The organism is Streptomyces sp. NPDC025793 (genome assembly GCF_055558375.1).
On record NZ_JBVHMR010000025.1, the window covers coordinates 48,657 to 73,648 of the forward strand.

Here is a 24,992-nt window from a genome sequence, read left to right on the forward strand (position 1 = left end):
GGGACGTTCCCCGCGTCCCCTCGCTGTGTGCCGGGCTTCGGCACCGGCGCCCTTGTTCTGATTCCTGTGCTGCCGTATCCGAGCGAGGTGGTGTCCGATGGCAGCAAATCCCTCCTCCCCGTCACCTACGGACGGGCGGGGTTCCGGTCGTGGTGGGCGGCTGACGCTGTGGTTGGTGGCGATCGTCGTCCTCTTCACCAGCGTGTTCGGCGGCCACCACAAGACCGGTGACTCCTCGCAGACCTCCCGGGCGTCCGGCGCGGGCGCCTCCTCGACCGCCGACCGCGGCGACTCCTCGAACACCGACCGTGGTGCCTCCTCGACGGGCGATCGTGGCGCCTCCTCGGCCATCGGCCAGGACGCCCCCGCGACCGCCGATCCGCAGCGGCCCCGTCCGCAGCCGACCGGCCCGTCACTGCCCCGGTCCGCGCCGACCCGCCTGATCATCCCGAAGATCGACGTGGACGCCCCCTTCACCACCCTGACCATCGGCGCCGACGGCAAGCTCCAGCCGCCGCCGGCCGACGACACCAATCTGGTCGGCTGGTACTCCAAGGGCGTCGCGCCCGGCGAGCGGGGCACCGCGATCATCGCCGGGCACCTCGACACCACGACCTCCCCGGCCGTCTTCGCCGGTCTCGACGAGCTGGAGCCCGGTGACGAGTTCACCGTGGAGCGTGCCGACGGACAGGACGCGGACTTCGTCGTGGACGACGCCAAGACCTTCGCCAAGAACGAATTCCCCAGCAAGCGCGTGTACGGCGACGTGCCGCGCGCCGAGGCCCGGCTCATCACCTGCACCGGGCCGTACGACCACGCGGCGAAGGACTACACCGACAACCTGGTGGTCTTCGCCCACCTGGTGTGACGCGTCCGCTACGGACGGCCCCTACAAGGGCGGCCCGTACGCTCGGGCGGTGTGGTCAGCGGGCGCCGTCCCCGAAGGGGCCGCCCGTGGTGAACGCCCGCGCCGCGAAGCGCTCGCCGATCCGGCGGTGCGCGGCGGCGTCCGGGTGCAGGTCGTCGGGCAGCGGCAGTTCGCCGAAGTCGGCCTCGCCGTACAGGTCGCGGCCGTCCAGGTAGTACAGGTTCCGGTCCTCGGCCGCGCGCTCGCGCACGATCCGGTCCAGCTCCGTACGGATCACGTTCAGCGTGAGCTTTCCGCTCGCCGTCTCCGCCGGGTCCCCGACGGCCCGGAACCGCAGCCGGCCCTCGCTCAGGGCGGAGAAGTCCGGGGCGCTGGGCCCCGGCGTGTCCTCGTGCATCGGGCACAGGAGGGGCGAGACGACGAGCAGCGGCGTGTCGGGGTGGCCCTCGCGGACGGTGTCGAGGAAGCCGTGCACGGCCGGGCCGAACGCGCGCAGCCGCATCAGGTCGGCGTTCACCACGTTGATGCCGAGCTTGACGCTGATCAGGTCGGCGGGGGTGTCGCGCAGCGTGCGCGCGGTGAACGGGTCGAGCAGGGCGCTGCCGCCGAGCCCCAGGTTGATCAGCTCGACCCCGCCGAGGGCCGCGGCGAGCGCCGGCCAGGTGGTCGTGGGGCTCGCGGCGTCGGAGCCGTGGCTGATCGAACTGCCGTGGTGCAGCCACACCGCGCGGCCCCGGTCCGGCACCGGCTCGACGGGCGCGTCGGCCCGCAGCGCGACGAGCTCCGTCGTCTCGTTGTACGGCAGCCAGATCTCCACGTCCTTGACCGTGTCGGGCAGGCCCGCGAAGCGGACGGTGCCGACCGGGCCCGGCCGGCGCTCGACGTCGCCGGTCGTCATGTCGATCGTGAGCGTGTCGCCGCCCTCGACCCGGCCGCTGCCGGTGAGCCGTCCGTCGACGAGCAGGTCGTACACGCCGTCCGGGCGCGGCGGCGCGCCGACGTAGACCCGCTTGGTCGCCAGGGTGTCCAGCTCGACGACGGTCGCACGGGTGCGCAGGGCCAGCCGTACGCCGGAGGGCTGGGACTCCACCATGGCGAGCTGCGGGTCGGCGCACTGGGCGCGGGCGCGGGCGGGCAGCCGGTGCGGCAGGAGTCCGAGCGCGGTGCGTTCCACGTCCAGCGCGCCGCGCAGGAGTTCGGGGGTCAGCGGGATGGAGTGCATGGTGTCGGCCTGCGTTTCGAAGATGTCGACGTGCTGAAGTGGGATTCGGGGATTCGGGGATTCAGGGGGAGGGCCAGTCGCGCAGCAGGGTGTCGAGGGCGTCCAGGATGCGGGTCCAGGACTCCTGCGAGTCGGGGGCGCTGTGACTGAATCCGCCGGCCAGCTCCAGGCTGACGTAGCCGTGGAAGACGCTGCCGAGGAGGCGGACCGCATGTGTCTCGTCGGGTTCGGCCAGGTCGTAGCCGCGCAGGATCGCCCGGGTCATCCGGGCGTGCCGGCCGCCCGCGCTCGCCGCCGCGGCTTCGGCGTCGAGCGGGTGACGGGTCGCGGCGTAGCGGCCCGGGTGTTCGCGGGCGTAGTCGCGGTACACGTCGGCGAAGGCGGTCAGGGCGTCCTTGCCGGCCCGGCCGGCGAGCGCCTCGGCGGCGCGGTCGGCCAGCTCCTCCAGGGCGAGCAGCGCGATCCGCGTCTTGAGGTCCTGGGAGCTCTTCAGGTGCGAGTACAGGCTTGCGACCTTGACGTCGAACCGCCGGGCCAGCGCGGACACGGTCACCTGCTCGAAACCGACCTCGTCGGCCAGCTCGGCGCCCGCACGGACCAGGCGCTCGGTGCTCAGACCTGCGCGAACCATGAACCTTCCCCTCTCTACCGAAATTGATTATGGGCATGCCTAAATGCTTTAGGCAAATGGGAGTGTGCTGCTGCAGCCCGGTCGAGGTGGAGAGAAAGCAGAGAAAGCGTGGGGCGAGAACCGGGGTCAGGGGGCGGTCGACTCGCGTGGCACCAGCGAGAAGGGGCTCACGAACTCCTCCTGGTCCGCAGGCGGCCCCGCGCTGCCCAGCCGGGTGACGAGCAGGGCGACGGCCCGCTCGGCCATCAGGTCGTGATCCGGATCCACCGTGGACAGCGACGGGACGAGGAAGGCGCTCTCGTCGACGTTGTCGAAACCGATCACCTTGACGGCTTCCGGCACCCGCACCCCGGCGTCCGCGAGCCCCCGCAGGACCCCCATCGCCACGGTGTCCGTCACACAGAACACGCCGTCGAAGTCCAGTCCGGCCGCCACCATCGCCCGCGCCCGCCGGGCCCCCTCCGCCATGGTCAGCGCCGGCACGCTCTGGACCAGGGCCGGGTCGGCGGGCAGCCCGGCGGCAGTCAGCGCCTGCCGGTAGCCGGTGTGGCGCAGGCTCGACACGTCGACCTCGGCGCGCAGCGGACCGCACACGACGGCCACGCGCCGACAGCCCCGCTCGACCAGATGCCGGGTGGCGGCGGCCGACGCCTCGACGTTGGGCATGGCGACATGGTCCACGGGACCGCCGAAGATCCGCTCACCGAGGATCACCACCGGATGCTCCACCTTCAGGGCCTCGACGTCTGCCGGTCCCATGCCGACCGTGCTGAGGATGAGCCCGTCGTAGAGCCGGTTGCGGGACAGCGACAGCGCGGCCAGCTCGCTCTCGCGGCGGGCCCCGGTCTGCTCGACGCTCACCCGCAGCCCGTGCCGGCCGGCCGCGGCGATGATGGCCGCGGCCAGCCGGCCGTAGTACGGGCGGTTCACCTCGGGGACCGCGAGGCCGATCGTGCCGGTGCGGCCCTTGCGGAGGTTGCGGGCGGCCACGTTGACCCGGTAGTCGAGCCGGGCCATCGCGGCGAGGACGCGCTCCCGGGTGGCGGGGCGGACGTTGGGGTGGTCGTTGATGACGTTGGAGACGGTCATCGCCGACACCCCGGCCGCCTTCGCCACGTCCTGGATCGTCGCCACGCTCACTCCCGCCCGGTGTCCACCGTCCCGGTGTCCGTCACCCCGCTGTCCTCGGCAAGACGATAGAGGGCGGCGCCGTGGGCGGGCACGTCGACGGTCAGGTGCCGGCCGACGTGCGCGACGGCCGTACGGCTCCACAGCTCCCGGACCCGGTCGCCGGGCCGGGCGCCGAGCGAGCCGAGCGGTACCTCGTGCCGGCGGGGCTCGTCGGCCAGGGAGAACACGGCGGCGTAGCGGGTGCGGCCGTCGGTGTCGCGGGCCGTCCACAGCACCAGGTGGTCCTCCCGCAGCACCTCGCGGTTGGCGGTGCTGTGCCACAGCACGGCCAACGCCTCGTCGTTGGTGAGGAGTTCGACGGTCTCGGGCGGACTGCTCGGCAGGTCGCCGCCCATCATCAGCGGCGAGCGGGAGATCAGCCACAGGGTGAGCAGGCTGATCTGCTCGGGCCGGGTGAGCCGGGACAGCCGGTCCTCGCCGCGCTCGGCGCGGATGCCGATACGGCCGAGCGGCAGCATGTCGGCGTCCGCCCAGCCGCCCTCGCCCTGCCAGGGCGCCCACCGCGCCATCCGCGCGAACTGGGCCTCCACGTCGGCCCAGCGGTCCCACAGGTCGTCGCAGACCCGCCACATCGTGGCGTGCTCCCGCAGGTGGTCCAGCCGGGCGAGGGAGACGTCGGTGCCCGGGGACAGGCTCAGCTCGATCGGCCGGCCGCAGCGCTCGATCGCCCGTGCGTAGGCCGCGATCTCCCGTTCGTGGTAGGGGAAGAGCATGTCGTCGGCCTTGACGAAGTCCACGCCCCAGTCGGCGAACTGGGCCACCTGGGAGTCGTAGTAGGCCTGGGCGCCCGGACGATCGTGGTCCAGGCCGTAGTTGTCGGTGTTCCAGGGGCAGACCGAGCCGGTGTCGGCGATCTCGTCGGCGGTGAAGTCCGTGCCGAACACCGGCAGCCGGGCGGTGACGGCGCGGCGCGGGATGCCGCGCATGACGTGCAGCCCGAAGCGCAGCCCGAGGTCGTGCACCCGTCGGGCCAACGGGGCGAATCCGGCCCCGTCGGCGGCGGACGGGAACCGGTTCGGCGCCGGGAGCTGACGCCCGTACGCGTCCAGGACCAGGGGCGCGTCCGGGTTGTAGCCGTGGGCGCGGGCCGTCGGCTCGTACCACTGGATGTCCACCACCACCGTGTCCCAGCCGTACGGCAGCAGACGGTCCCGCAGGAACAGCGCGTTGGCGAGCACCTCGTCCTCGGTGACGGTCGGGCCGTAGCAGTCCCAGCTGTTCCAGCCCATCGGGGGACGCAACTCGCGGGCCGGCAGGGGTCGTTGCGCACGCGCCAACGCTCAGCCCGCCACGGCCACAGGTGCCTGGACGGTCACGAAGGAGTGCGGGGGCAGGGCCAGGGCCAGGCCCCGGTCCGTGACCCGTACCCCGTCGCCGTCGAAGGCGCGCGGGGCCACCGCCTCCGGCGTCCCCGGGGTGTTGTGCGCCTGGAGCCGGTCCGCCGTGAGGATGCGCGCCCGTGCCCCGCCGAGCCGGCCGCCGCGCAGGTCCAGGGCCACCTCGGCGCTCTCCTCGGCGTCCAGGTTGCTCAGCGAGACCAGGACCGTGCCGTCCTTGACGCTGGCGGAGACCGACACCGTCTCCAGCTCGGCGTCCCCGACGGTGCGCCGTGCGCCCTCCGCCCGCAGATGGACGGGGAGCGAAGTGGCGTCCTGGTGCCCCTTGTTCATCTCGAAGACGTGGTACGTCGGGGTCCGCACTAGGGTGTCCCCGTCGGTGAGCAGCATCGACTGGAGGACGTTGACGGTCTGCGCGATGTTGGCCATCACCAGGCGGCCGGCGTGCCGGTGGAAGATGTCGAAGTGGGTGCTCGCCACGAGCGCGTCGCGCAGCGTGTTCTGCTGGAACAGGAAACCCGGGTCGGTGCCCGGCTCCACGTCCCACCAGGTGCCCCACTCGTCCAGCACGAGGCCGACGGTGCGCCCCGGGTCGTAGCAGTCCATGACCGTGGAGTGACCGGTGAGGACACGGTCGACGCGTCGGGCGGAGACCATCGTCCGGTAGTAGTCGTCGGTGCCGAACTCCGTGGCGCTGCCCTTGGCCTCCCAGGGCCCGGCCAGCGTGTAGTAGTGGACGGACAGGGCCTGGTAGTAGGTGCGCGGAGTGGCCTCGCAGCCGAAGCAGTTGATCTGCCGCATCAGCGTCTCGGTCCACTTGTAGTCCTCGTCGGAGGCGCCCGAGGCGATCCGGTACAGCGTGTTGTCCCCGTGGTCGCGGCAGTACGTGCCGTACTGGCGGGCGAGGTCCGCGAAGTACTCGGCGCGCATGTTCCCGCCGCAGCCCCACGTCTCGTTGCCGAGGCCCCAGAACTTCACCCGCCACGGCTCCGCGCGCCCGTTCTCCCGGCGCAGCCGCACCATCGGGCTGTCGCCGTCCCGGGTCAGGTACTCGACCCACTCGCTCATCTCCCGCACGGTGCCGCTGCCCACGTTGCCGCTGATGTACGGCTCGGCGCCGAGCAGTTCGCACAGAGCCATGAACTCATGGGTGCCGAAGTGGTTGTTCTCCTCGACGTTCCCCCAGTGGGTGTTGACCATACGGGGCCGCCGCTCGCGCGGTCCGACGCCGTCCCTCCAGTGGTACTCGTCGGCGAAACAGCCGCCCGGCCAGCGGAGGCTGGGGATGCCGAGCGCGCGCAGCGCCTCGACGACGTCGAGGCGGATGCCGCCCTCGTGGGGGATCGGGGAGTCCTCGCCGACCCAGAAGCCGCCGTAGACGCACCGGCCCAGATGCTCGGCGAAGTGTCCGTACAGGTGACGGCTGATCGTGGGCCCCTCGATGTCGAGGTTGATGATCGCGGTGGCGGTGGGCACGGGCGTACTCCGATGCGGGAAGGGGCCGGGTTGGTCCGAGACGGGCCGAAACCGGCCGGGATCCTTGGTGCCGAGATCCTTTGTATCGATAAAAAAATGACAGCGCGCCCCGGCCCGGTCAAGGGGGCGGGAAATGGTTCGCGCGGCGCCGACCGGTCGCCCTAGCCTGCCCGGCATGGCAAAAGCACCCGTTCTCACGCCCCGGGCGGACGACTTCCCGCGCTGGTACCAGGACCTGATCACCAAGGCGGAGCTGGCCGACAACGGCCCGGTGCGCGGCACCATGGTCATCCGACCGTACGGGTACGGCCTGTGGGAGCGGATGCAGCAGGACATGGACGCCCGGATCAAGGCGACCGGCACCCAGAACGCCTACTTCCCGCTGCTCATCCCGGAGTCGTATCTGACCCGGGAGGCCGAGCACGTCGAGGGGTTCGCGCCCGAGCTGGCGGTCGTCACCCACGCGGGCGGCAAGGAGCTGGAGGAGCCCGTCGTGGTCCGCCCCACCTCCGAGACGATCGTCAACGAGTACTTCGCCAAGTGGGTGCACAGCCATCGCGATCTGCCCCTGCTCATCAACCAGTGGGCGAACGTGGTCCGTTGGGAGCTGCGCCCGCGCCTGTTCCTGCGGACGACGGAGTTCCTGTGGCAGGAGGGCCACACCGCGCACGCCACGTACGAGGAGGCCCGGGACTTCGCGGCACGCGTCCAGAACGAGGTCTACGGCGACTTCCTGCGCGACGTCCTCGCCATGGACTTCGTCTCCGGACGCAAGACGGCCCGGGAGCGGTTCGCCGGCGCGATCAACACGCTCACGCTGGAGAGCATGATGGGCGACGGCAAGGCGCTCCAGATGGTCACCAGCCATGAGCTCGGCCAGAACTTCGCCAAGGCCTTCCACACGCGTTACGTGACGAGGGACGGGCGGCAGGAGCACGTCTGGCAGACCTCCTGGGGCTCCACCACCCGCATGATCGGCGCGCTGGTGATGGCCCACGGCGACGACGACGGGCTGCGCGTTCCGCCCCGGCTGGCCCCGGTCCAGGCGGTGGTCCTGGCGGTGAGGGGCGACGAGGAGGTGCTGTCCGCGGTCCGCGCGCTCGGCGGCCGACTGGCGGAGGCGGGCGTACGGGTCCACGTGGACGACCGCACGGACGTGCCGTTCGGCCGGCGCGCGGTCGACTGGGAGCTGAAGGGCGTCCCCGTACGGATCGAGGTGGGCCCGCGCGACCTGGAGAACGGCACCGCGATGCTGGTCCGCCGCATCCCGGGCACCAAGGAGCCGGTCGCCGCCGCGGCGCTGCCCGCACTGCTGCCCGGGGCGCTGGCGGACGACCAGGCACTGCTGCTCGCGCAGTCCCGCCGGCGCCGTGCGGACCGCACGGCCGAGGTGACCGGTGTGGAGGAGGCCGCCGAGGCCGCGCGGACCGGCTGGGCCCGCATCCCCTGGGCCGCGCTCGGTCCCGGCGGCGAGGCCCGGCTGGCCGAGCGGGGCGTGTCGGTACGGTGCCTGGTCGCGGCCGACGGTTCGGTGCCGGCGAGCGAGGACGAGCCGGGGGTCGTCGCGGTGGTGGGCCGGGCGTACTGAGGCGGCCGGGCGGCCCGACGGCCGCTCCAGCTCCGTCTCCCCCCTTCGCACGCCGTGGCACGACGTCGGCTGACCTGCGGCTTGTGCCCGGCAGGGCACAATGGAACGCTTCGTCCGCCGGGTGTGAGCCGGGGCGGCGTGGCCGACACGAGGAGGGGCGAGATGGAGCTGGAGCTGCGGCATCTGCGGGTGCTGTGCGCGATTGCCGACGCGGGCAGTGTGGGGCGCGCGGCGGCACAGCTCGGCTACTCGCAGCCCGCCGTGAGCACCCAGCTGCGCCGCATCGAGCGCCACTTCGGCGAGCCGCTCTTCGACCGCGGCACGAGCGGCGCGCGCCCGACCTCCTACGGCGCCGAGGTGGTGGCCCAGGCGCGTGACGTGCTGGCCCGCGCCGACGCGATCGGCCATCGTCCGGCCCCCGCGCGGGCCCGCCCTCCCCTGCGGATGGCCGCGACCAACTCGCCCATGCTGTCGGGCACGGTCTCCCGTGTCCGTACCCGGCTGCCCGGGCTGTCCCTCGCGGTGAACAGCGTCTACGCCTCCTCACGGATCGTGGAGCTGCTGGAGGAGGGCGCGGTGGACGCCGCGATAGCCGCCGACTACCCGGGCATGGAACTGCGCCACTCGGACGCCGTGCGGCACCGCGGCATCGTCACCGAGCCCACGTTCGTCGCCCTGCCCGCCCGGCACCCGCTGCGCCAGCGCGCCCAGGTGCAGCTCGCGGACCTGGCCGAGGACGCGTGGTTCGTGACCCCGGACGACGGCGCCGGCTGGCCCGGGGTGTTCTACGACGCCTGCGCGGCGGCCGGCTTCACCCCGGTCACCGTGCACGAGTTCCTCGGCGACCAGAGCCAGCTCCAGAGCATGATCGCCGACGGCCTCGGGGTGTCCCTGGTGCAGCCGACGCTGCGGCCGGGCCCGCACGTCGTCGTCAAGCCGCTCGTCGGCTCCCCCCTGTGGTGCCGCTATGTGCTCGCCTGGCGGCCGGACAGCGTCACCGACGAGGTCCTGGAAGCGCTGGCCCAGTCGGCCACGGCCGCCTACCGCGGCCTCGTCGCCCAGGCACCGCACCTGAGGGCCTGGGCCTCGCGCACCTGGAGCGTCACCGGGGCGTAGCGGCACGTCAAAGGCGCCTCGCGATGTTATGAGCGGCCGGTGCCATGTGCTATGTCACACGGCATTGTCCCTCCGCCGGCTCGCTGACACAGTGCCTCACACGCCTCAACCCCCCACCGAGGCGCACCACTTCGTGGAGGAACCTCGATGCGCTATCGCTTCGCGCTGCCCGGACGCGGGCACGGGCGTGCCGTCGCACGCCTGACCGGTGCCGCCGCCGTCTGTGTCACCGTGGCCGGCCTGCTGACCGCACCGGCACTGGCCGCGCCCCAGCCGCACCCCGGTACGGCGGCCACGTCCCGCGCCCGCACCTCCGTACCCTCGCCCGTCGGCGCCACCACCGCCGGCACCGAACGCCCGGCGAGCCCGACCCGACGGCTCAGCCCGGCCCAACTGCCCCCGCGACGACCCCTGTTGAGCCACACGCCCAGAACGACCGCCCGGGCGGCCACCTGCGCCCCGGGCGACTTCGGCAGCCGCGGCGGAGCCGCCCTCGTCACCTTCGTGAAGGCCTCGACGACGGACTGCGTGAACACCCTCTTCGCGGTCACCGGCCAGGACGCGCACGCCGTCTTCCGCGAGTCCCAGATGCTCACCGTGGCGGCCGCGTTCACCCGCACGGCCGCGCAGTACCGGGGCGACAACACCGGCAGCCTGGAGCAGCTGGTGCTGTTCCTGCGTGCTGGCTACTACGTACAGTTCAACGACCCCTCGGACACGGGCCCGTACACCTCACGGCTCACCACCGCCGTCACCGCCGGCCTGGACGCCTTCTTCGCCCGCCCGCACGCGTACGACGTCACGGCGGCCAACGGCGACATCCTCGGCGAGACCGTCGTCCTCACCGACAGCGCCGACCAGCAGGGCCGCTATCTCCCGGTCTACCAGCGGCTGTTGGAGGACTACGACAGCTCGTACGGCACGGTGGACAGCATGGTCAGGGCGGTCAACGACGTCTACACCCCGCTGTGGCGCGGCAACTGGAACCCCGACTACGTCCAGGCGGTCACCGCCGACCCGTCGATCGCCGGCACCCTGCACGACTTCGCCCTGGACCACACCGACCTGCTCGGCACCGACCGGGCCTTCCTGGACTCCAACGCCGGGATGAACCTGGCCCGTTATGTGGAGCACCCCGAACTCCAGGCAAACGTACGGCCGTTGACCAGGGACCTGCTGGACGAGTCGGAGATCACCGGCCCGACGGCCGGGCTCTGGGTGGCGGTGGCCACGCAGGCGAACGCCTACGACGGCGGGGACTGCGCCTACTACGACGTCTGCGACCTGCCCGCCAAGCTCACCGCCGCCGCCCTGCCGGTCACCCACCGCTGCGACGCCGCCCACACGATCCGCGCCGAGTCCCTGACGGCGGACGACCTCGCCGCCGTGTGCGCGAGCGTGCAGAACCAGGACGCCTACTTCCGGAACCTGGTCAAGGCCGACGGCGCCATACCCGGCCAGTACGTCTCCGCCATCCAGCTCGTGGTCTTCGCGAGCCGCGCCGACTACCAGACCTACGCCGAAGCGATCTACGGCGTCAGCACCGACAACGGCGGCATCACGCTGGACGGCGACCCGTCCGACCCGGCCAACCAGCCCACGTCGATCATGTACCAGAAGGACTCCGATGACGGCTTCACGGCCCGGATCTGGAACCTCAACCACGAGTACACGCACTTCCTCGACGCCCGCGACGACATGAAGGGCGACTTCACGCAGCAGACGTCCGTGCCCGACGTGTGGTGGATCGAGGGTCTCGCCGAGTACGTCTCCTACGGCTACCGGGGTCTCGCCGACGACCAGGCGATCCAGGAGGCGGCCAGGCACACGTACAAGCTGAGCACTCTCTTCGAGAACACCTACGCCAACAGCGACACGACCCGCACCTACCCCTGGGGCTATCTCGCCGTGCGCTATATGGCGGAGCGCCACCCCGACGACGTCCAGCAGATGCTCGCGCGCTTCCGCGCCGGTGACTACGCGGGCGGTTACGCCGTCTACCACGACGGCATCGGTACACGGTACGACGCCGACTTCGACCAGTGGCTCACGGCGTGCGCGGCCGGAGCCTGTGCCGCCTCGGCGAAGGCCGGGACCGGGGCCTGAGCGCACGTGCCCTCGGCACGGCGGAGGCCGCCGACCGGAACCCCGGTCGGCGGCCTCCGCCGTACGCGCGCTGTCCCGTCGGCGGTCAGACCGCCGTGGCGGGGAACGTCGGGTACTCGACGCCGGAGACGTGCTGGACGACACGGACGACCTGGCAGGAGTAGCCGAACTCGTTGTCGTACCAGAGGTAGAGGATCGCGTTGTCGCCGTCGACCTTGAGGGCGCCGCCGTCCACGATCGAGGCGTGGCGCGAGCCGATGAAGTCGCTGGAGACCGCGTCGGGCGCCGTGGTGAAGTCGATCTGGCGGCGCAGCGGCGAGGTCAGCGAGACCTCGCGCAGGTAGTCGTGGACCTCCTCGGGGGTGGTCTCGCGGGCCAGCTGGAGGTTGAGGATCGCGATCGAGACGTCCGGCACCGGCACGCGGATCGAGCTGCCGCTGATCTTCGCCTTGAGGTCGGGCAGCGCCTTGGCTACGGCGGAGGCGGCACCGGTCTCGGTGATCACCATGTTGAGCGGCGCGGAGCGGCCACGGCGCTCGGCCTTGTGGTAGTTGTCCAGGAGGTTCTGGTCGTTCGTGAACGAGTGGACGGTCTCCACGTGCCCGCGCAGCACGCCGTACTCGTCGTCCATCGCCTTCAGCGGCGGGACGATCGCGTTGGTGGTGCAGGAGGCGCAGGACAAGATCTGCTCGTCCGGCTTGACCGTGTCGTGGTTGACGCCGTGCACGATGTTCGGGACGTCGCCCTTGCCCGGCGCGGTCAGGACGACCTTGTCGATGCCGGGGCGCAGGTGCTTGGACAGGCCCTCGCGGTCGCGCCACTTGCCGGTGTTGTCGATGAGGATGGCGTCCCGGATGCCGTACTCGGTGTAGTCGACGGCCGTCGGGTCGTCGGCGTAGATCACCTTGATCGCGTTGCCGTTGGCCACGATCGTGCTGGTGTCCTCGTCCACGGTGATGGTGCCCTGGAACTGGCCGTGGATGGAGTCGCGGCGCAGCAGCGAGGCGCGCTTGACGATGTCCTCGGCGCCGCCGCCGCGCACGACGATGGCGCGCAGCATCAGACCGTTGCCGGAACCGGCCTTCTCGATCAGCAGGCGCGCGACGAGCCGGCCGATGCGGCCGAAGCCGTACAGGACGACGTCCCGTGCCTCGCGGCGCTCGATCTTGTTGCCGCCGGTGGCACCGGCGACGGCCTCGGCGGTGAACTCGGCGACGCTCAGGCCCCGGTCGTCGGCCTTGTACGTGGCGGCCAGCAGACCGAGGTCGATCTGCGAGGGCCCGAGGTCGAGCTCGGTCAGGGCCTGAAGGAACGGCATGGTCTCGGTGACCGACAGCTCCGCGCCGGCGATCTGCCGGGCGAAGCGGTGCGTCTTGAGGATGCTGACCACCGACTTGTTCACCAGGGAGCGGCTGTGCAGCAGGACGGTCACGTCCCGCTCGCGGTGCAGCTTCCCGATGAGCGGGATCATCGACTCCGCGATCTCCTCGCGGATCTTCCAGTTGGTGAACGAGTCGTCGTTGACAGTCACAACATCCATCTTTCGAGCTAGGCAGCGCTCATATGTTTACCACACGTTGTTTGAACGCCTTCAGGCGCCTTCGATCGGCGGTCGATCGATGATCGGTTGGCGATTGATCATGCTGGTTTGTCCGGATTCGGCGAGAAGGGGCAATTTCCTGAATCAGGGTGGAAGTGTGTAAGAAACCCGGGTCGCGCATTGCACGTCTTACCAGGCGTGTTCAAGGTCATGAGCGTGAGTACCTCTTCTGTACCCCGGCCCGAGTCGGCCGCCCCGTCCCCACCCGCCCGTCTGCCGGCGCTGCCGGCCCTGCCGCGGATCGCGCGGCGGGGAACTCCCGAGGGCGTGCTGCCTGCCCTCGCGCTGTTCGTGGCCGTCCGGTTCGCCGGGGTCCTCACAGTGATCCTCACCAACGCCCTGCGGGGCCATCCACTCCTCAAAACCCTCGCCCACTCCTGGGACTCCCGCTGGTATCTGCACATCGCCGCCCAGGGCTACGGCCACAAGATCTGGATCACCCCGCAGGGCGCCGTCCAGGCCGACTGGGCGTTCTTCCCCCTGTATCCCGGCATGATCAGGGCGCTGACCACCGTCCTGCCGCTGACCCCCGGCCAGGCCGCGCTGCTCATCTCCTGGATCTGCGCGGGCGTGGCGGCGTACGGCGTCTACGCCATCGGCCACATGCTCTACGGGCGAGGCGTCGCCACCGCACTGGTCGCCCTGTGGGCCGTGATGCCGCACGCCGTCGAGCTGACCATCGCCTACACCGAGTCCCTGTTCGCCGCGCTGGCCATCTGGTCCCTGTACCACGTGCTCAAGCGCAACTGGCTGTGGGCCGGAACGCTGGCCGCGCTCGCGGGTCTGGCCCGGCCCAGCGGCTTCGCGATCGCGCTGGCCGTCTCCCTCGCCGCCGCCCACGAGGCATGGCGCCGGCGCGGCCGGGTCCCGGTGAGCCTGTGGGCCGGCGCCGTACTCGCTCCGGTGGGCTGGCTCGGCTACGTGCTGTGGGTGGGCAGCCAGACCGGAAACCTGCTCGGCGGCTACTTCAAGGTGCAGAGCGCCTGGGACTCGAAGTTCGACTTCGGCCTCGGCTCGGCCAAGTTCGTCAAGGCGATGCTGCTGCACGGCGGGGGAGCCGTCTACCCGATGGCCCTGGTGATCGTCGCGGCGAGCGTCCTGCTGTTCGCGCTGCTGTGCCTGGAGCGCGCCCCACTGGCGCTGGTGGTCTTCTCGGGGGTGCTGGTCCTGCTCGTGGTCGCCGCATCCGGCTCCTTCTCCTCCAAGCCGCGGTTCCTGCTACCGGCCTTCCCGCTGCTCATTCCCATGGCCCGCGCCCTGACCCGGACCTGGCGGGTCCGCCCGGCCCACGCGGTGATCGTCTACGGCGCCCTCACCATCGTGTCCCTGCTGTTCGGCGCCTTCCTGACAGCGGTGGCCCGCTCCCCGCTGTGAGCCACCACACGACGGCCGCGCCGACCGTCCCGGCGGCCGTTCCCGCTCACCGCGTGCGGCCATGGCCGGCGTGGCGAGTGCGAACGTGACGTGCGGGGCGCTCGCATTTCTGACGGTGGTGGCTCAGTACTCGGTGCTGTGTGCCGCCGGCCATCGCCGGACGGCGGCGCCGACCGTTACAGCGGCCGTTCCCGCTCACCGCGTGCGGCTACGGTGTGGCGGTGGTGGCTCGCTGCGTGTTGTGCGCCACCGGCCATCGCCGGACGGCCGCGCCCGGCGTCACGCGGGTCGGCGGGCTCGCCCGTCGCGTGCGGTCATGGTCAGTGCGGCGAGCGCGGGCGTCGTCAGCAGGGCGCTGACCCAGACCGGGGCGCGGTGGCCGAGGCCGCCGTCGATCGCCGCCCCGCCCGGCACCGGGCCGAGGGCGGCGCCGACGTTCGGCGCCGACGTCGCGAACGCGCCCCCGAGGGACGGGGCGTCCGCGGCCTCGTACAGCACCCGGGTGATCAGCGTCGAACCGACGCCGAACGCCAGCAGTCCGGCAACGGGACGAGCAGGCCGGTTCGCCGTCGTGTGCCCGGCGGCCAGGGCCAGCGGCACCCAGCCGACGAGCAGCGCGGCCCCGCCCGCCGGTCCGCCAGCCGGCCCGCGGACGTCACCCCGGCGAACGCGCCGGCCCCGAACAGCGCCGGCAGGCCCGGCACCCACCCGGCGGCGAGTCCGGTCACCTGCGTGGTCAGCGGTGCGAGGTAGGTGAAGGTACAGAAGGTGGCGCCGTTGACCAGCGCGCCGAGGCCCAGGGCCAGCAGCAGCCGGGGCCGGCGCAGCGCCCGCAGCTCCGCGCGGGCTCCGGTGCCGGGCCGCTCCGGCGCGCTCCGGCCGCCCGGCAGCGACCGGGCGATCGCGGCGAGCGCCGGCGCGGACAGCAGGGCGACCGCCCAGAACGCCGAACGCCAGCCCAGCAGGCGGCCGAGCGCGGCATCGGCGGGCACGCCCATCACACAGGCGAGCGCGGTCCCGCCGAGCAGGATCGAGGTGGCCCGGCCCTTGGCGTCGGGCGCGACCGTCTCCGTCGCGGCGGTCAGCCCTACGGCCAGGAGACCGGCGTCGGCCACGGCCGCGAGGACCCGCGTGGCCGGCAGGACGGCGAAGGCGGAGGTGAGGGCCCGACCACGTGGGCGAGCGGGAACACCCCCGGGAACACCAGCAGGGTCCGCCGCGCCGGGCGGCGTCGGCCGAGCAGCGCCGTCAGCGGCGCCCCCACGATCATGCCGAGGACGAAGGCAGACGTGAGCGTGCCCGCGGCGGGGACGGAGACCCCGAGGTCGCGGACCGTGTCGCGGACGGGCGGCGAGAACGGGGACCCGTGCCGGTGCACGACCGGTGAGTGCCGTCCGTCCAGCCGAGCGCACGGGTCATCGTGTGCGGAACGGCGATCCGGTGAGGGCGTACGCCTCATGGCCCTCACGACCCGGACGGACGGGGCCTGCGGGGTGCGAGGGCGGAGAGGGAACGACGAGAACGCCACCGGACGGCCGGTGGCTGGCGCCTGGATGCCTCGGGACTGGACACGGGTGGCACGCCAACGCCCGGGCGCGGACGCGTGCCACCCGTTTTCGGTGTGCGGTGCCTGTGCCGGTCAGCGCGGGTCGAACACGATGCTGGCGAAACGCGCGCCGCTGGGCGCCGACTTGCCGGGGGCGAGCCGCGTCGCCGTCCCCTTGCACTTCTTCTGCGTGTAGACGACCAGGGGCTTCTTCGTGGCATTGCGGGCGCCGCGCGCCTCCTGGGCCATGTTGAGGCACTTGCGTGCCGGCGGGTTGTCGATGGCGTACAGCTTGCCCCGGGGGCCGGTCCACAGGAACGTGCTGTCCGCGGCGAGCGCGGAGCCGGTGGTGGTCAGGGCGAGGGCGAGTCCGCCGAGAACGGCGACGAGCGGACGGCACAGGCGCATGGTGAGGTTCCTTCGAGGAGAGCGATATCGGGGTGAAACAGGGATGAAAGGGGGAACGCGGGAACAGCGAAAAGGGAGACGGGAGTCGGAGAGCCGGGGGAGAGTGAGAGGCGGGGCGGCCTCGGTCCGCAGCCGTAATCTCCCACTCCGGTCCGGCGCGCCCGGTGGCCCGACACGGGCACATCCATCGACCGGGGGACGGTGCGGATCCGGACGTTGACCCGCACCGGAGGCTCTGTCCGAGAGCACGATCATGAGATAACGGTAAAATCTAGGCATTTGATGAAAAATCAGGCGGTCGGCCTTCGAAGGTCACCGCATCGCCGGAAGTGATCAATGCCCCGCAAGCGCTCCACGGACGAAGGCGACGAGCTGTTGGCCCGACTCGGCTCGCTCACCGCCCAGGCACGCGAGCGCGCGGAGCTGCAGCGCAGCCAGGTCGAGCTGGCCATCGCCCTCCAGCGCGGCATGCTCCCACGGGACCTGCCCGCCGCCCCCGGCCTGCACCTCGCCGTGCGCTACACACCGGCCAACCTCGGTCTCAACGTGGGCGGCGACTGGTACGACGCCTTCACCCTGCCCGACGGCCGCATCGGGCTGTCCATCGGCGACGTGCAGGGGCACAACATCGAGGCCGCCGCGTTCATGGGCCAGGTCCGGGCCGGACTGCGCGCCCTGGCCTCCGTCACCAGCGACCCGGGCGAACTCCTCGCCCGCACCAACGAGCTGCTGCTCTCCCTGGGCAGCGACCTCTTCGCCACCTGCACCTTCATGCGCCTCAACCTCACCACCGGCGTACTGGAGAGCGCCCGCGCCGGCCACATCCCCTTCGTGTGGGCCACGGCGGACGGCAAGTCCGGCGTCGTCGACGACGAGGGAGGGCCGCCGCTCGGCATCGAGACGGGCATGGAGTACCCGGTGACCCGGCACCGGCTGACCACGGGCGGCGTCTTCGTCCTGGTCACCGACGGCGTGGTGGAGGGCCCGTCGCTGACCATCGAGGACGGGCTCGATCAGGTCGTCCGCCTCGCCGGCATCGCCGCCGTCGCGAGCCTGGAGGCCCGCGCGCTGGCCGCCGCCGTGATCAAGGGCGCCGAGAGCGTCGGCCACGAGGACGACGCCGCCGTCCTCGTCGTCGGCCTGGACGGCCCCTGCGTCCACATGTGACCGCCCCGACCGTCCCTCCTCCACCCCCGCTCGCCCGCCGTCGACCCGGGCGGGCCCGCTTCCGGCCGTGCGGTCGGGTTACGCCATAGGGCTGGACGGCGTGGGCGCTCGCCTCGCCCCGGCGGGGGCGGCGGTGTGAGATTGCTGGTGTGGTGGGTAACGAGGTTCAGCGCCGCTCGATCGGCCCTGCCGTCCAGGTACTGGCCGTCGCGGCCTGCTACTTCGGTGCCGGCCGGCTCGGACTCCTCCGTGAGCTGGTCGTCGAGGGCGCCGTCGTCACCCCCATCTATCCCGCCAGCGGCGTCGCCGTCGCCGCCCTGCTGATCCTCGGGATGCGCTGCTGGCCCGGCATCACGATCGGCGCCCTCTTCGTCGTCATGTCGATCACCACCCCCCGCCTCGACGTGCTGGGCACCCTCGCCGGCCAGACCGGCGCGCCGGTGTGCGCGGCGCTGCTGCTGCGCCGGGCCCGCTTCCACACCGATCTCGGCCGACTGCGCGACGGACTCGCTCTGGTGTTCCTCGGCGCGCTCGGCGCCATGCTGATCAGCTCGACCGTGGGCGTCGGGCTCCTCGTCGTCACGGACCGGCTGGCCGCGTCGAGCTTCCCGCCGGTCTGGCTGGCCTGGTGGGTGGGCGACGCGATGGGCGTCCTCATCGTCACCCCGCTGCTGCTGTTGCTGCACGGTGCCCGCTGGCCGCCGCCGCTGACCCGCTGGAAGGAGGCGGTCGCGCTGACCGTCGTCGCCTGCGTTCTGGTGCCGGTCTCCGTCTACAGCTCGCTCAGCCTGCTCTTCCTCGTCTACCCGCTGCTGATCTGGGCCGCCCTGCGCTTCCAGCTCGTGGGCAGCGCGCTGTGCGCGTTGCTGACCTCCGTACTGGCCACCGTCGCCGCGACCGACGACGTCGGTGCCTTCACCGGGCTGAGCCGCATCGAGGTCATGGCGAAGCTCCAGGCGTTCAACGGCTCGATGGCCCTGACCGCGCTGCTGCTGTCCGCCGTGATCACCGAGCAGCACAACACCCGCCAGTCGGTGGAGAAGGCCTGTCAAGAGCTGGTCGAGGTCCTCGAACACCTCACCGCGGGCGAGGCCCCACCACGTCTGCCGCCCTCGAAGACCGACGGCCGGGACGAAGGACCGCGGCGCCACGGTTCCCCGTGAGGACCCGAGCCCGCACCCGGTCGGCCGGCTCCGTCACCCGGCACCGGCCGGTTCAGGCCACCGGGGGTTCGGGGCGGGCGGCGACCCCGTTCGCCCGGGACTCCAGATAGCGCTGCTCGGCGAGGCTCGCCGTGGCCTTCGCGGCGCGGCGATAGTGGTCGTACGCCCCGGCCGTGTCGCCCGTCCGCTCCAGCAGATGCGCCCGTACGGACAGCAGCCGGTGATGCCCGGCCATCCGCCCGTCGCCGTCCAGGCCAGACAGCAGGTCCAGTCCGGCCTGCGGTCCCTCGGTCTCGGCGAGCGCGATCGCGCGGTTCAGGGTGACCATCGGGTTGGGCGCGATCCGCTCCAGGATCAGATACAGGGCGTGCACCTGCGCCCAGTCGGTCTCCTCGGCGGTGGCCGCGTCGGCGTGCGTGGCGGCGATCGCGGCCTGGAGCTGGTACGGCCCCAGGCCGGGGCCGGCCAGCGCCGCCTTCGCCAGGGCCAGGCCCTCGTCGATCAGCGCGCCGTCCCACCGCTTGCGGTCCTGTTCGGCCAGCGGCACCAGATCGCCGGACGGTGCCGTCCGTGCCTCGCGGCGGGCGTGGGTGAGCAGCATCAGCGCGAGCAGCCCGGTCACCTCACCGTCCTCGGGCAGTTGCGCGTGCACCGTCCTGGTCAGCCGGATCGCCTCGCGGGCGAGATCGGCGCGGACCAGCTCGCTGCCCGAGGAAGCGGTGTACCCCTCGTTGAAGATCAGGTAGAGCACGTGCAGCACGACCCGCAGCCGCTCCTCGCGCTCCGCGCCCTCGGGCAGGGCGAACGAGCTGCCGGCGGCCCGGATGCGCTGCTTGGCCCGGCTGATCCGGGCCGCCATCGTGGCCTCCGGCACCAGGAACGCGCGCGCGATCTCGGCCGTGGTCAGGCCGCCGACCGCGCGCAGCGTCAGCGCGGTCTGGGAGGCCGCGGTCAGGGTCGGATGACAGCACAGGAACAGCAGGACGAGCGTGTCGTCGGTGTCCGGCACGTCCGCCGGGGCCACCTCGGCCGCCAGCGCCGACTCCCGTTCACGGCGCGCGTGGTCGCTGCGCAGCTGGTCGACGAGCCGCCGGGACGCGACCGTCGTGAGCCAGCCGCGCGGGTTGTCCGGCACTCCCTCGGCCGGCCACTGCACGGAGGCGGCGAGGACGGCTTCCTGTACGGCGTCCTCGCATCCCTCGAACCGGCCGTACCGGCGCAGCAGCGCACCGAGGACCCGCGGGGCGAGGTCGCGCAGCAGGTCCTCGACGGCCGGTGATGTCATGCCTCCAATTGTCCCTCGTAGAACATCACCTGCCGCACCTCGACCCCCAGACCCGCGATCCGGGTGTCCGGGATCCGCGCCGCCAGCTCGATCGCCCGATCCTTGTCCTCGCAGTCGATCAGGTAGAAGCCGCCCAGGAACTCCTTGGCCTCCAGGAAGGGCCCGTCGGTCACCACCGGCTGGCCCTCCCGCACGGACACCACGACGGCCTGCGACGGGTCGACCAGCGCCTGCGTGGCCAGCAGTTCGCCGGACTCCTTCAGCTCCTGGATGAACCTGGCGTGGCCCGCGCCGATCGCCGCCTTCTCCTCGTCGGTCAGCGCGTCCATCACGGCCGGGTTGATGTGCAGGCTGATCACGAACTTCATCGTGTACTCCTCGTGCTCCTCGTGCTGCGCGAGCCCCGGTCGGGGCCCTTCGACGGGTTGGTCGGAGCCGCCGTCGACTTCTTGACATCCCTCGCCCGATGATTCCCACGAGTTTTCCCCCGCCACGGAAATTCCCCTCCGCACCCGTGTCAAGAAGCCGTCGCCCGCTCCGACGACCGGCGAGACATCGACAGAACAAGGAGGATCCGAGATGCGGGTCAACCGGGCACGGCTGGGACTGGCCGTCCTCATGCTGCCGACTTCGGTCGTCGCGATGGACATGACGGCCCTGCTGCTCGCGCTGCCACGACTGAGCGCCGACCTGGGCGCCGACAACGTCGAGCAGCTCTGGATCAGCGACAGTTACGGGCTCATGGTGGCGGGCCTCGTCATCACGATGGGCACGCTCGGCGACCGGATCGGGCGTCGGCGACTGCTCCTGACCGGCGCGGCGGCCTTCGCGGCGCTGTCGGTCGCCGCCGCGTGGGCGGTCGGCCCGCTGATGCTGATCGTCGTGCGCGCGCTGCTGGGCGTCGCCGGAGCGACGCTGGCGCCGTCCACCCTCGCCCTGATCACCACCATGTTCCGCGACGAACGTCAGCGCGGGCAGGCCATCGCGATCTGGGCGAGCTGCCAGTTCACCGGCGGTGCGCTCGGACCGGTGCTGGCCGGCCTCCTGCTCCAGCACTTCTGGTGGGGCTCGGTGTTCCTCGCCGCCGTACCGGCGATGGCGGTGCTGCTGCTCGCCGGTCCGCTGCTGCTGCCGGAGTCCCGCGGCGACCGGGCCGGGCGGCCGGATCCGGCGAGCGCCGGGCTGTCGCTCGTGTCCGTGCTGCTGCTGGTCTACGGCATCAAGCAGCTGAGCCTCCAGCACGCGTCGGCCGTCCCGGCGGCGGCCCTCGTCGTGGGAGCGGCCGTCGGAGCGCTGTTCGTCCGCCGTCAACTGAGGCTTCCGGAGCCGCTGCTGGACCTGCGGCTGCTGCGCAGCCGACCCTTCACGGCCGTCCTCGTCGCGCTGGTCCTCGCCGGTGTCGCCATGGCGGGCACAGGTCTGGTGGTGACCCAGTACCTGCAGAGTGTGCTGGGGCACTCGCCGCTCGCGTCGGCGGTGCTGTTCGCGCCCATGGGGCTGGGCGTGGCGGTCGGCACCCTGACCGCGCCCCTGCTCGCCCGGCGGATGCAACAGACGACCGCGATCGCGGGCGGGCTCGTGGCATCGGCGCTGGGAAGTCTGCTGCTGGTCGGCGTCCACGGGTCGCTCGCCCTGCCGCTGGTCATGACCGGGATCGCCGTGCTGGCCCTCGGCACCGGCCCGCTGTTCGCGCTCGGCACCGGACTGGTCGTCGGGTCCGTGCCGCCGGAGCGGGCCGGCTCGGCGGCGTCGATGTCGGAGACCGGCAACTACTTCGGCGGCTCGCTCGGCTTCGCACTGCTCGGTGTGCTGGCCGCGGCGGTCTACCGCGACCGCACCCATGGCACGTCCGACTCGCCGGCCGGCGCGGTCGCGGCGAGCCGGCGTCTTCCGGCCGACCGGGGCGCGGAACTGCTGCACACCGCGCGGGAGGCGTTCACCGCGAGCCTGCACACCGTCGGTGTCGCCGCCGCCGTCATCTTCGCCGCCCTCGCCGTACTGACCCTCACCCTGCGCCCGGCATCCGGCCCCGCCGCGACGACGACTCCCCGCGAGCAGGTGCCGGCCTCCCGGTGAATTACTTACGCTTGGTTGAACAGTCCAGACTGATAAACCTATTGTTAGCAGCATGGATACGGTTGCACTCGCCGCCGGGCTCCGGCTGGCCATGGGGCGCACCGTCCGGCGGCTGCGGCAGGCGCACGCGGTCGGGGACGTGTCGCTGTCAGGAGTCTCGGTGCTGGCCCGGCTCGCCCGGACCGGTCCGGACTCACCGGGCTCGCTCGCCGAACTGGAGCGGGTCCGGCCGCAGGCCATGGCCGCCACACTCGCCGGGCTCGAACAGCGCGGGCTCGTCCGCCGCGCGCCCGACACGGCGGACGGGCGCCGGGCCATCGTCTCCGTCACCGGCGAGGGCCGGACCATGCTGGAGCAGCGCCGCTCCGAGTCCGTGACCCGGCTCGCCCACGCGCTCGACGAGTTCACCCCGCAGGAACGGCAGGCCCTCCAGGACGTCCTGCCCCTGCTCGACCGACTGGCGGAACGACTGTGAGCGGCGCCCGGCCCGCGGCGGCGGGCGCAACCGGCGACGGCGGCGGCATACGCGGCCGGCTGCTCGCGCGTTCCGCGCGGCTGCGGGACACACCCCCGGGCCCCGGCTACAAGTGGGTCGCCCTCTCCAACACCACGCTCGGCGTGCTGATCGCCACGATGGACGCCTCCATCGTGATCATCTCGCTGCCGGCGATCTTCCGCGGGATCGGGCTCGACCCGCTCGCGGCCGGGAACATCGGCTATCTGCTGTGGATGATCCTCGGCTATCTGCTGGTCTCGGCCGTCCTGGTCGTCGTCCTCGGCCGGCTCGGCGACATGTTCGGCCGGGTCCGCATCTACAACCTGGGCTTCCTGGTCTTCGCGTGCGCCTCCGTCGCGCTGTCCCTCGACCCGTTCCGGGCCGGTGCGGGCGCGCTGTGGCTCATCCTGTGGCGCATCGTGCAGGCCTTCGGCGGATCCATGCTCACCGCCAACTCGGCCGCGATCCTCACCGACGCCTTCCCGGCCCGGCAGCGCGGCATGGCCCTCGGCGTCAACCAGATCACCGCGCTCGCCGGACAGTTCCTCGGCCTGCTCGCCGGCGGTCTGCTGGCCGCGGTCGACTGGCGGGCGGTGTTCTGGGTGAGCGTCCCGGTGAGCATCACCGGCACGATCTGGTCGTACCTGAGCCTGCGCGAGACCTCCGTCGGCGGCCGCGGCCGGGTCGACTGGCTCGGCAACATCGCCTTCGCCTGCGGCGCGGGCATCCTGCTCGCCGGCATCACCTACGGCATCCAGCCCTACGGCGGCCACTCCACCGGCTGGACCAACCCCTGGGTCCTGAGCGGCCTGTTCGGCGGCCTCTTCCTGCTGCTGGTGTTCGCCTGCGTCGAGACCCGTGTCCCCGAGCCGATGTTCCGGCTGTCGCTGTTCAGGGTGCGGGCGTTCGCCGCGGGCAACCTGGCCGCCCTGCTGACCGCGATCGCCCGCGGCGGACTCCAGTTCATGCTGATCATCTGGCTCCAGGGCATCTGGCTGCCGCTGCACGGCTACGCCTTCGAGGACACCCCGCTGTGGGCCGGCATCTTCATGCTCCCGCTCACCCTCGGCTTCCTGATCGCCGGGCCGGTCTCCGGCTATCTGTCCGACCGGTTCGGCGCCCGGCTGTTCTCCACCGCAGGGCTGCTCGTCGTCGCCGCGTCCTTCCTCGGTCTGCTCGCCCTGCCGGTGGACTTCGACTACGGCGTCTTCGCGACGCTGCTCCTGCTCAACGGGCTGGGCCAGGGCATGTTCTCCGCGCCCAACACCTCCTCCATCATGGGCAGCGTGCCGGCCCGCTACCGGGGCGTGGCCTCCGGAATGCGCTCCACCTTCCAGAACTCGGGCACGGCCCTGTCCATCGGCGTCTTCTTCTCGCTCATGGTGTCCGGGCTCGCCGGCACCCTGCCGAAGACGCTCGCCGCAGGGCTCCAGGCCCACGGCGTCCCGGCCGGCACTGCCCATGAGGTGGCCTCGCTACCGCCGGTCAGCACCCTGTTCGCCACCTTCCTGGGCAACAACCCCATCGGCCATCTGCTCGGCTCCGGCGGCACCCTGGACCGGCTGACCGCGGCCCAGCGCGCCACCCTGACCGGCCACACCTTCTTCCCGGAGCTGGTCTCCGGCCCCTTCCACCACGGCCTGGCCATCGTCTTCGGCGTCGCCACCGGCATGGCCCTGGTCTCCGCACTCGCCTCCGCGCTGCGCGGCGGCCACCAGCGCGCCGACGACGACACCCCGAAGCCCGGGCACGACACGAAAGGACAGCCCTCGTGCCGCACAGCGCGCTCCTCGTGATGGACGTCCAGCGCTCCGTCCTCGGCCGTTTCGACACCTCCGGCGACTACCTCGGCCGCCTCGGCGAGGCCGTCGCCGCCGCCCGCGCGGCCGAGCTGCCGGTGATCCACGTGGTGGTCGGCTTCCGGCCGGGCCACCCCGAAGTCAGCCCGCGCAACAAGTCGTTCAGCGCCGTCGCGGGCTCCGGCCGACTCGTCACGGGCGACCCCGGCGCCGAGATCCACCCGGACGTCGCACCGCGCCCCGAGGACGTGATCGTCACCAAGCGCCGGGTGAGCGCGTTCGCGGGCAGCGACCTCGGCCTCGTCCTGCGATCGGGCGGCATCGAGCATCTGGTGCTCACCGGCATCGCCACCAGCGGCGTCGTCCTGTCCACCCTGCGCCAGGCCGCCGACCTCGACTTCCGCCTCACCGTCCTCGCCGACGCCTGCCTCGACGCGGACCCGGAGGTCCACCGCGTCCTCACCGAGAAGGTCTTCCCCCGCCAGGCGGACGTGCTGTCCGTCGCGGACTGGACCAAGTGCCCTGCCAGAGGCGGTAGTTGAG

23 protein-coding genes are annotated in these 24,992 nt (G+C 72.2%); 11 read left to right on the forward strand and 12 right to left on the reverse strand.

The window, feature by feature from the left end; all coding sequences use genetic code 11:
• Nucleotides 1-97 precede the first annotated feature (97 nt).
• The gene (locus ACZ4MF_RS34280; protein ID WP_467496255.1) at nucleotides 98-868 is read left to right on the forward strand and encodes a class F sortase; all 771 of its coding nucleotides are present in this window, start codon (nucleotides 98-100) and stop codon (nucleotides 866-868) included.
• A gap of 55 nt (nucleotides 869-923) precedes the next feature.
• Here the strand turns inward: ACZ4MF_RS34280 and ACZ4MF_RS34285 are convergent, their stop codons facing one another.
• The 5 genes from ACZ4MF_RS34285 to ACZ4MF_RS34305 form a co-directional block, all read right to left on the reverse strand.
• Nucleotides 924-2,090: a GDSL-type esterase/lipase family protein gene (locus ACZ4MF_RS34285; protein WP_467496257.1), complete on the reverse strand. Its 1,167-nt coding sequence runs from the start codon at nucleotides 2,088-2,090 to the stop codon at nucleotides 924-926.
• A 61-nt stretch (nucleotides 2,091-2,151) separates the two neighbouring features.
• Entirely contained in the window at nucleotides 2,152-2,721 is a 570-nt protein-coding gene (locus ACZ4MF_RS34290; RefSeq protein ID WP_467496259.1) for a TetR/AcrR family transcriptional regulator, read from the reverse strand.
• A 126-nt stretch (nucleotides 2,722-2,847) separates the two neighbouring features.
• Complete coding sequence (locus tag ACZ4MF_RS34295; protein ID WP_467496261.1) at nucleotides 2,848-3,855, reverse strand: LacI family DNA-binding transcriptional regulator; 1,008 nt, start codon at nucleotides 3,853-3,855, stop codon at nucleotides 2,848-2,850.
• Between the two features lie 2 nt (nucleotides 3,856-3,857).
• Nucleotides 3,858-5,141 (reverse strand): glycoside hydrolase family 27 protein, encoded by a 1,284-nt coding sequence (locus ACZ4MF_RS34300; RefSeq protein WP_467496263.1) that lies wholly within the window; start codon nucleotides 5,139-5,141, stop codon nucleotides 3,858-3,860.
• 51 nt (nucleotides 5,142-5,192) lie between these two features.
• Nucleotides 5,193-6,725 carry an alpha-N-arabinofuranosidase gene (locus ACZ4MF_RS34305; RefSeq protein ID WP_467496265.1) on the reverse strand — a complete coding sequence of 511 codons (1,533 nt, stop codon included), beginning with the start codon at nucleotides 6,723-6,725 and terminating at the stop codon, nucleotides 5,193-5,195.
• Between the two features lie 175 nt (nucleotides 6,726-6,900).
• Here ACZ4MF_RS34305 and proS point away from each other — a divergent pair, with 175 nt between their 5' ends.
• From proS to ACZ4MF_RS34320, 3 genes are all read left to right on the forward strand, one after another.
• Nucleotides 6,901-8,313, forward strand: coding sequence for a proline--tRNA ligase (proS, locus tag ACZ4MF_RS34310; RefSeq protein ID WP_467496267.1), 1,413 nt, complete (start codon nucleotides 6,901-6,903; stop codon nucleotides 8,311-8,313).
• A gap of 162 nt (nucleotides 8,314-8,475) precedes the next feature.
• Nucleotides 8,476-9,429, forward strand: coding sequence for a LysR family transcriptional regulator (locus ACZ4MF_RS34315; RefSeq protein ID WP_467496269.1), 954 nt, complete (start codon nucleotides 8,476-8,478; stop codon nucleotides 9,427-9,429).
• Between the two features lie 147 nt (nucleotides 9,430-9,576).
• Nucleotides 9,577-11,535 (forward strand): collagenase, encoded by a 1,959-nt coding sequence (locus ACZ4MF_RS34320; RefSeq protein WP_467496271.1) that lies wholly within the window; start codon nucleotides 9,577-9,579, stop codon nucleotides 11,533-11,535.
• Between the two features lie 85 nt (nucleotides 11,536-11,620).
• Here the strand turns inward: ACZ4MF_RS34320 and ACZ4MF_RS34325 are convergent, their stop codons facing one another.
• Nucleotides 11,621-13,066, reverse strand: coding sequence for a glyceraldehyde-3-phosphate dehydrogenase (locus ACZ4MF_RS34325; RefSeq protein ID WP_356023874.1), 1,446 nt, complete (start codon nucleotides 13,064-13,066; stop codon nucleotides 11,621-11,623).
• A 219-nt stretch (nucleotides 13,067-13,285) separates the two neighbouring features.
• On the opposite strand from ACZ4MF_RS34325, the gene ACZ4MF_RS34330 reads away from it, so the two are divergent.
• Nucleotides 13,286-14,509 (forward strand): glycosyltransferase family 39 protein, encoded by a 1,224-nt coding sequence (locus ACZ4MF_RS34330; protein WP_467496273.1) that lies wholly within the window; start codon nucleotides 13,286-13,288, stop codon nucleotides 14,507-14,509.
• Nucleotides 14,510-14,788: 279 nt separating this feature from the next.
• Here the strand turns inward: ACZ4MF_RS34330 and ACZ4MF_RS34335 are convergent, their stop codons facing one another.
• The 4 genes from ACZ4MF_RS34335 to ACZ4MF_RS34350 all read right to left on the reverse strand — a co-directional run bounded on the left by ACZ4MF_RS34335 (nucleotide 14,789) and on the right by ACZ4MF_RS34350 (nucleotide 16,463).
• Nucleotides 14,789-15,007: a hypothetical protein gene (locus tag ACZ4MF_RS34335; RefSeq protein ID WP_467496275.1), complete on the reverse strand. Its 219-nt coding sequence runs from the start codon at nucleotides 15,005-15,007 to the stop codon at nucleotides 14,789-14,791.
• A gap of 8 nt (nucleotides 15,008-15,015) precedes the next feature.
• Nucleotides 15,016-15,624, reverse strand: coding sequence for an MFS transporter (locus ACZ4MF_RS34340; RefSeq protein ID WP_467496277.1), 609 nt, complete (start codon nucleotides 15,622-15,624; stop codon nucleotides 15,016-15,018).
• Complete coding sequence (locus ACZ4MF_RS34345; protein ID WP_467496279.1) at nucleotides 15,597-15,887, reverse strand: hypothetical protein; 291 nt, start codon at nucleotides 15,885-15,887, stop codon at nucleotides 15,597-15,599. The genes ACZ4MF_RS34340 and ACZ4MF_RS34345 overlap by 28 nt, the downstream gene beginning before the upstream one ends.
• A 261-nt stretch (nucleotides 15,888-16,148) precedes the next feature.
• Complete coding sequence (locus ACZ4MF_RS34350; protein ID WP_467496281.1) at nucleotides 16,149-16,463, reverse strand: hypothetical protein; 315 nt, start codon at nucleotides 16,461-16,463, stop codon at nucleotides 16,149-16,151.
• Nucleotides 16,464-16,799: 336 nt separating this feature from the next.
• On the opposite strand from ACZ4MF_RS34350, the gene ACZ4MF_RS34355 reads away from it, so the two are divergent.
• Both ACZ4MF_RS34355 and ACZ4MF_RS34360 read left to right on the forward strand, forming a co-directional pair.
• Complete coding sequence (locus ACZ4MF_RS34355) at nucleotides 16,800-17,630, forward strand: PP2C family protein-serine/threonine phosphatase (protein ID WP_467496283.1); 831 nt, start codon at nucleotides 16,800-16,802, stop codon at nucleotides 17,628-17,630.
• Nucleotides 17,631-17,779: 149 nt separating this feature from the next.
• Entirely contained in the window at nucleotides 17,780-18,793 is a 1,014-nt protein-coding gene (locus ACZ4MF_RS34360; RefSeq protein WP_467496285.1) for an MASE1 domain-containing protein, read from the forward strand.
• Nucleotides 18,794-18,845: 52 nt separating this feature from the next.
• On the opposite strand, the gene ACZ4MF_RS34365 is transcribed toward ACZ4MF_RS34360, so the two are convergent.
• Both ACZ4MF_RS34365 and ACZ4MF_RS34370 read right to left on the reverse strand, forming a co-directional pair.
• Entirely contained in the window at nucleotides 18,846-20,078 is a 1,233-nt protein-coding gene (locus tag ACZ4MF_RS34365; RefSeq protein WP_467496287.1) for an RNA polymerase sigma factor, read from the reverse strand.
• Complete coding sequence (locus ACZ4MF_RS34370) at nucleotides 20,075-20,446, reverse strand: YciI family protein (RefSeq protein ID WP_467496289.1); 372 nt, start codon at nucleotides 20,444-20,446, stop codon at nucleotides 20,075-20,077. Before ACZ4MF_RS34370 ends, ACZ4MF_RS34365 begins: the two co-directional genes overlap by 4 nt.
• Before the next feature lie 211 nt (nucleotides 20,447-20,657).
• Here ACZ4MF_RS34370 and ACZ4MF_RS34375 point away from each other — a divergent pair, with 211 nt between their 5' ends.
• The 4 genes from ACZ4MF_RS34375 (at nucleotide 20,658) to ACZ4MF_RS34390 (ending at nucleotide 24,991) form a co-directional block, all read left to right on the forward strand.
• Nucleotides 20,658-22,154: an MFS transporter gene (locus tag ACZ4MF_RS34375; RefSeq protein ID WP_467496291.1), complete on the forward strand. Its 1,497-nt coding sequence runs from the start codon at nucleotides 20,658-20,660 to the stop codon at nucleotides 22,152-22,154.
• 52 nt (nucleotides 22,155-22,206) lie between these two features.
• Nucleotides 22,207-22,629 carry a MarR family winged helix-turn-helix transcriptional regulator gene (locus ACZ4MF_RS34380; RefSeq protein ID WP_467496293.1) on the forward strand — a complete coding sequence of 141 codons (423 nt, stop codon included), beginning with the start codon at nucleotides 22,207-22,209 and terminating at the stop codon, nucleotides 22,627-22,629.
• A gap of 158 nt (nucleotides 22,630-22,787) precedes the next feature.
• Nucleotides 22,788-24,446, forward strand: coding sequence for an MFS transporter (locus ACZ4MF_RS34385; protein WP_467496380.1), 1,659 nt, complete (start codon nucleotides 22,788-22,790; stop codon nucleotides 24,444-24,446).
• Nucleotides 24,422-24,991 carry a cysteine hydrolase family protein gene (locus ACZ4MF_RS34390; RefSeq protein ID WP_467496295.1) on the forward strand — a complete coding sequence of 190 codons (570 nt, stop codon included), beginning with the start codon at nucleotides 24,422-24,424 and terminating at the stop codon, nucleotides 24,989-24,991. Before ACZ4MF_RS34385 ends, ACZ4MF_RS34390 begins: the two co-directional genes overlap by 25 nt.
• The last annotated feature ends 1 nt before the right edge of the window (nucleotide 24,992 follow it).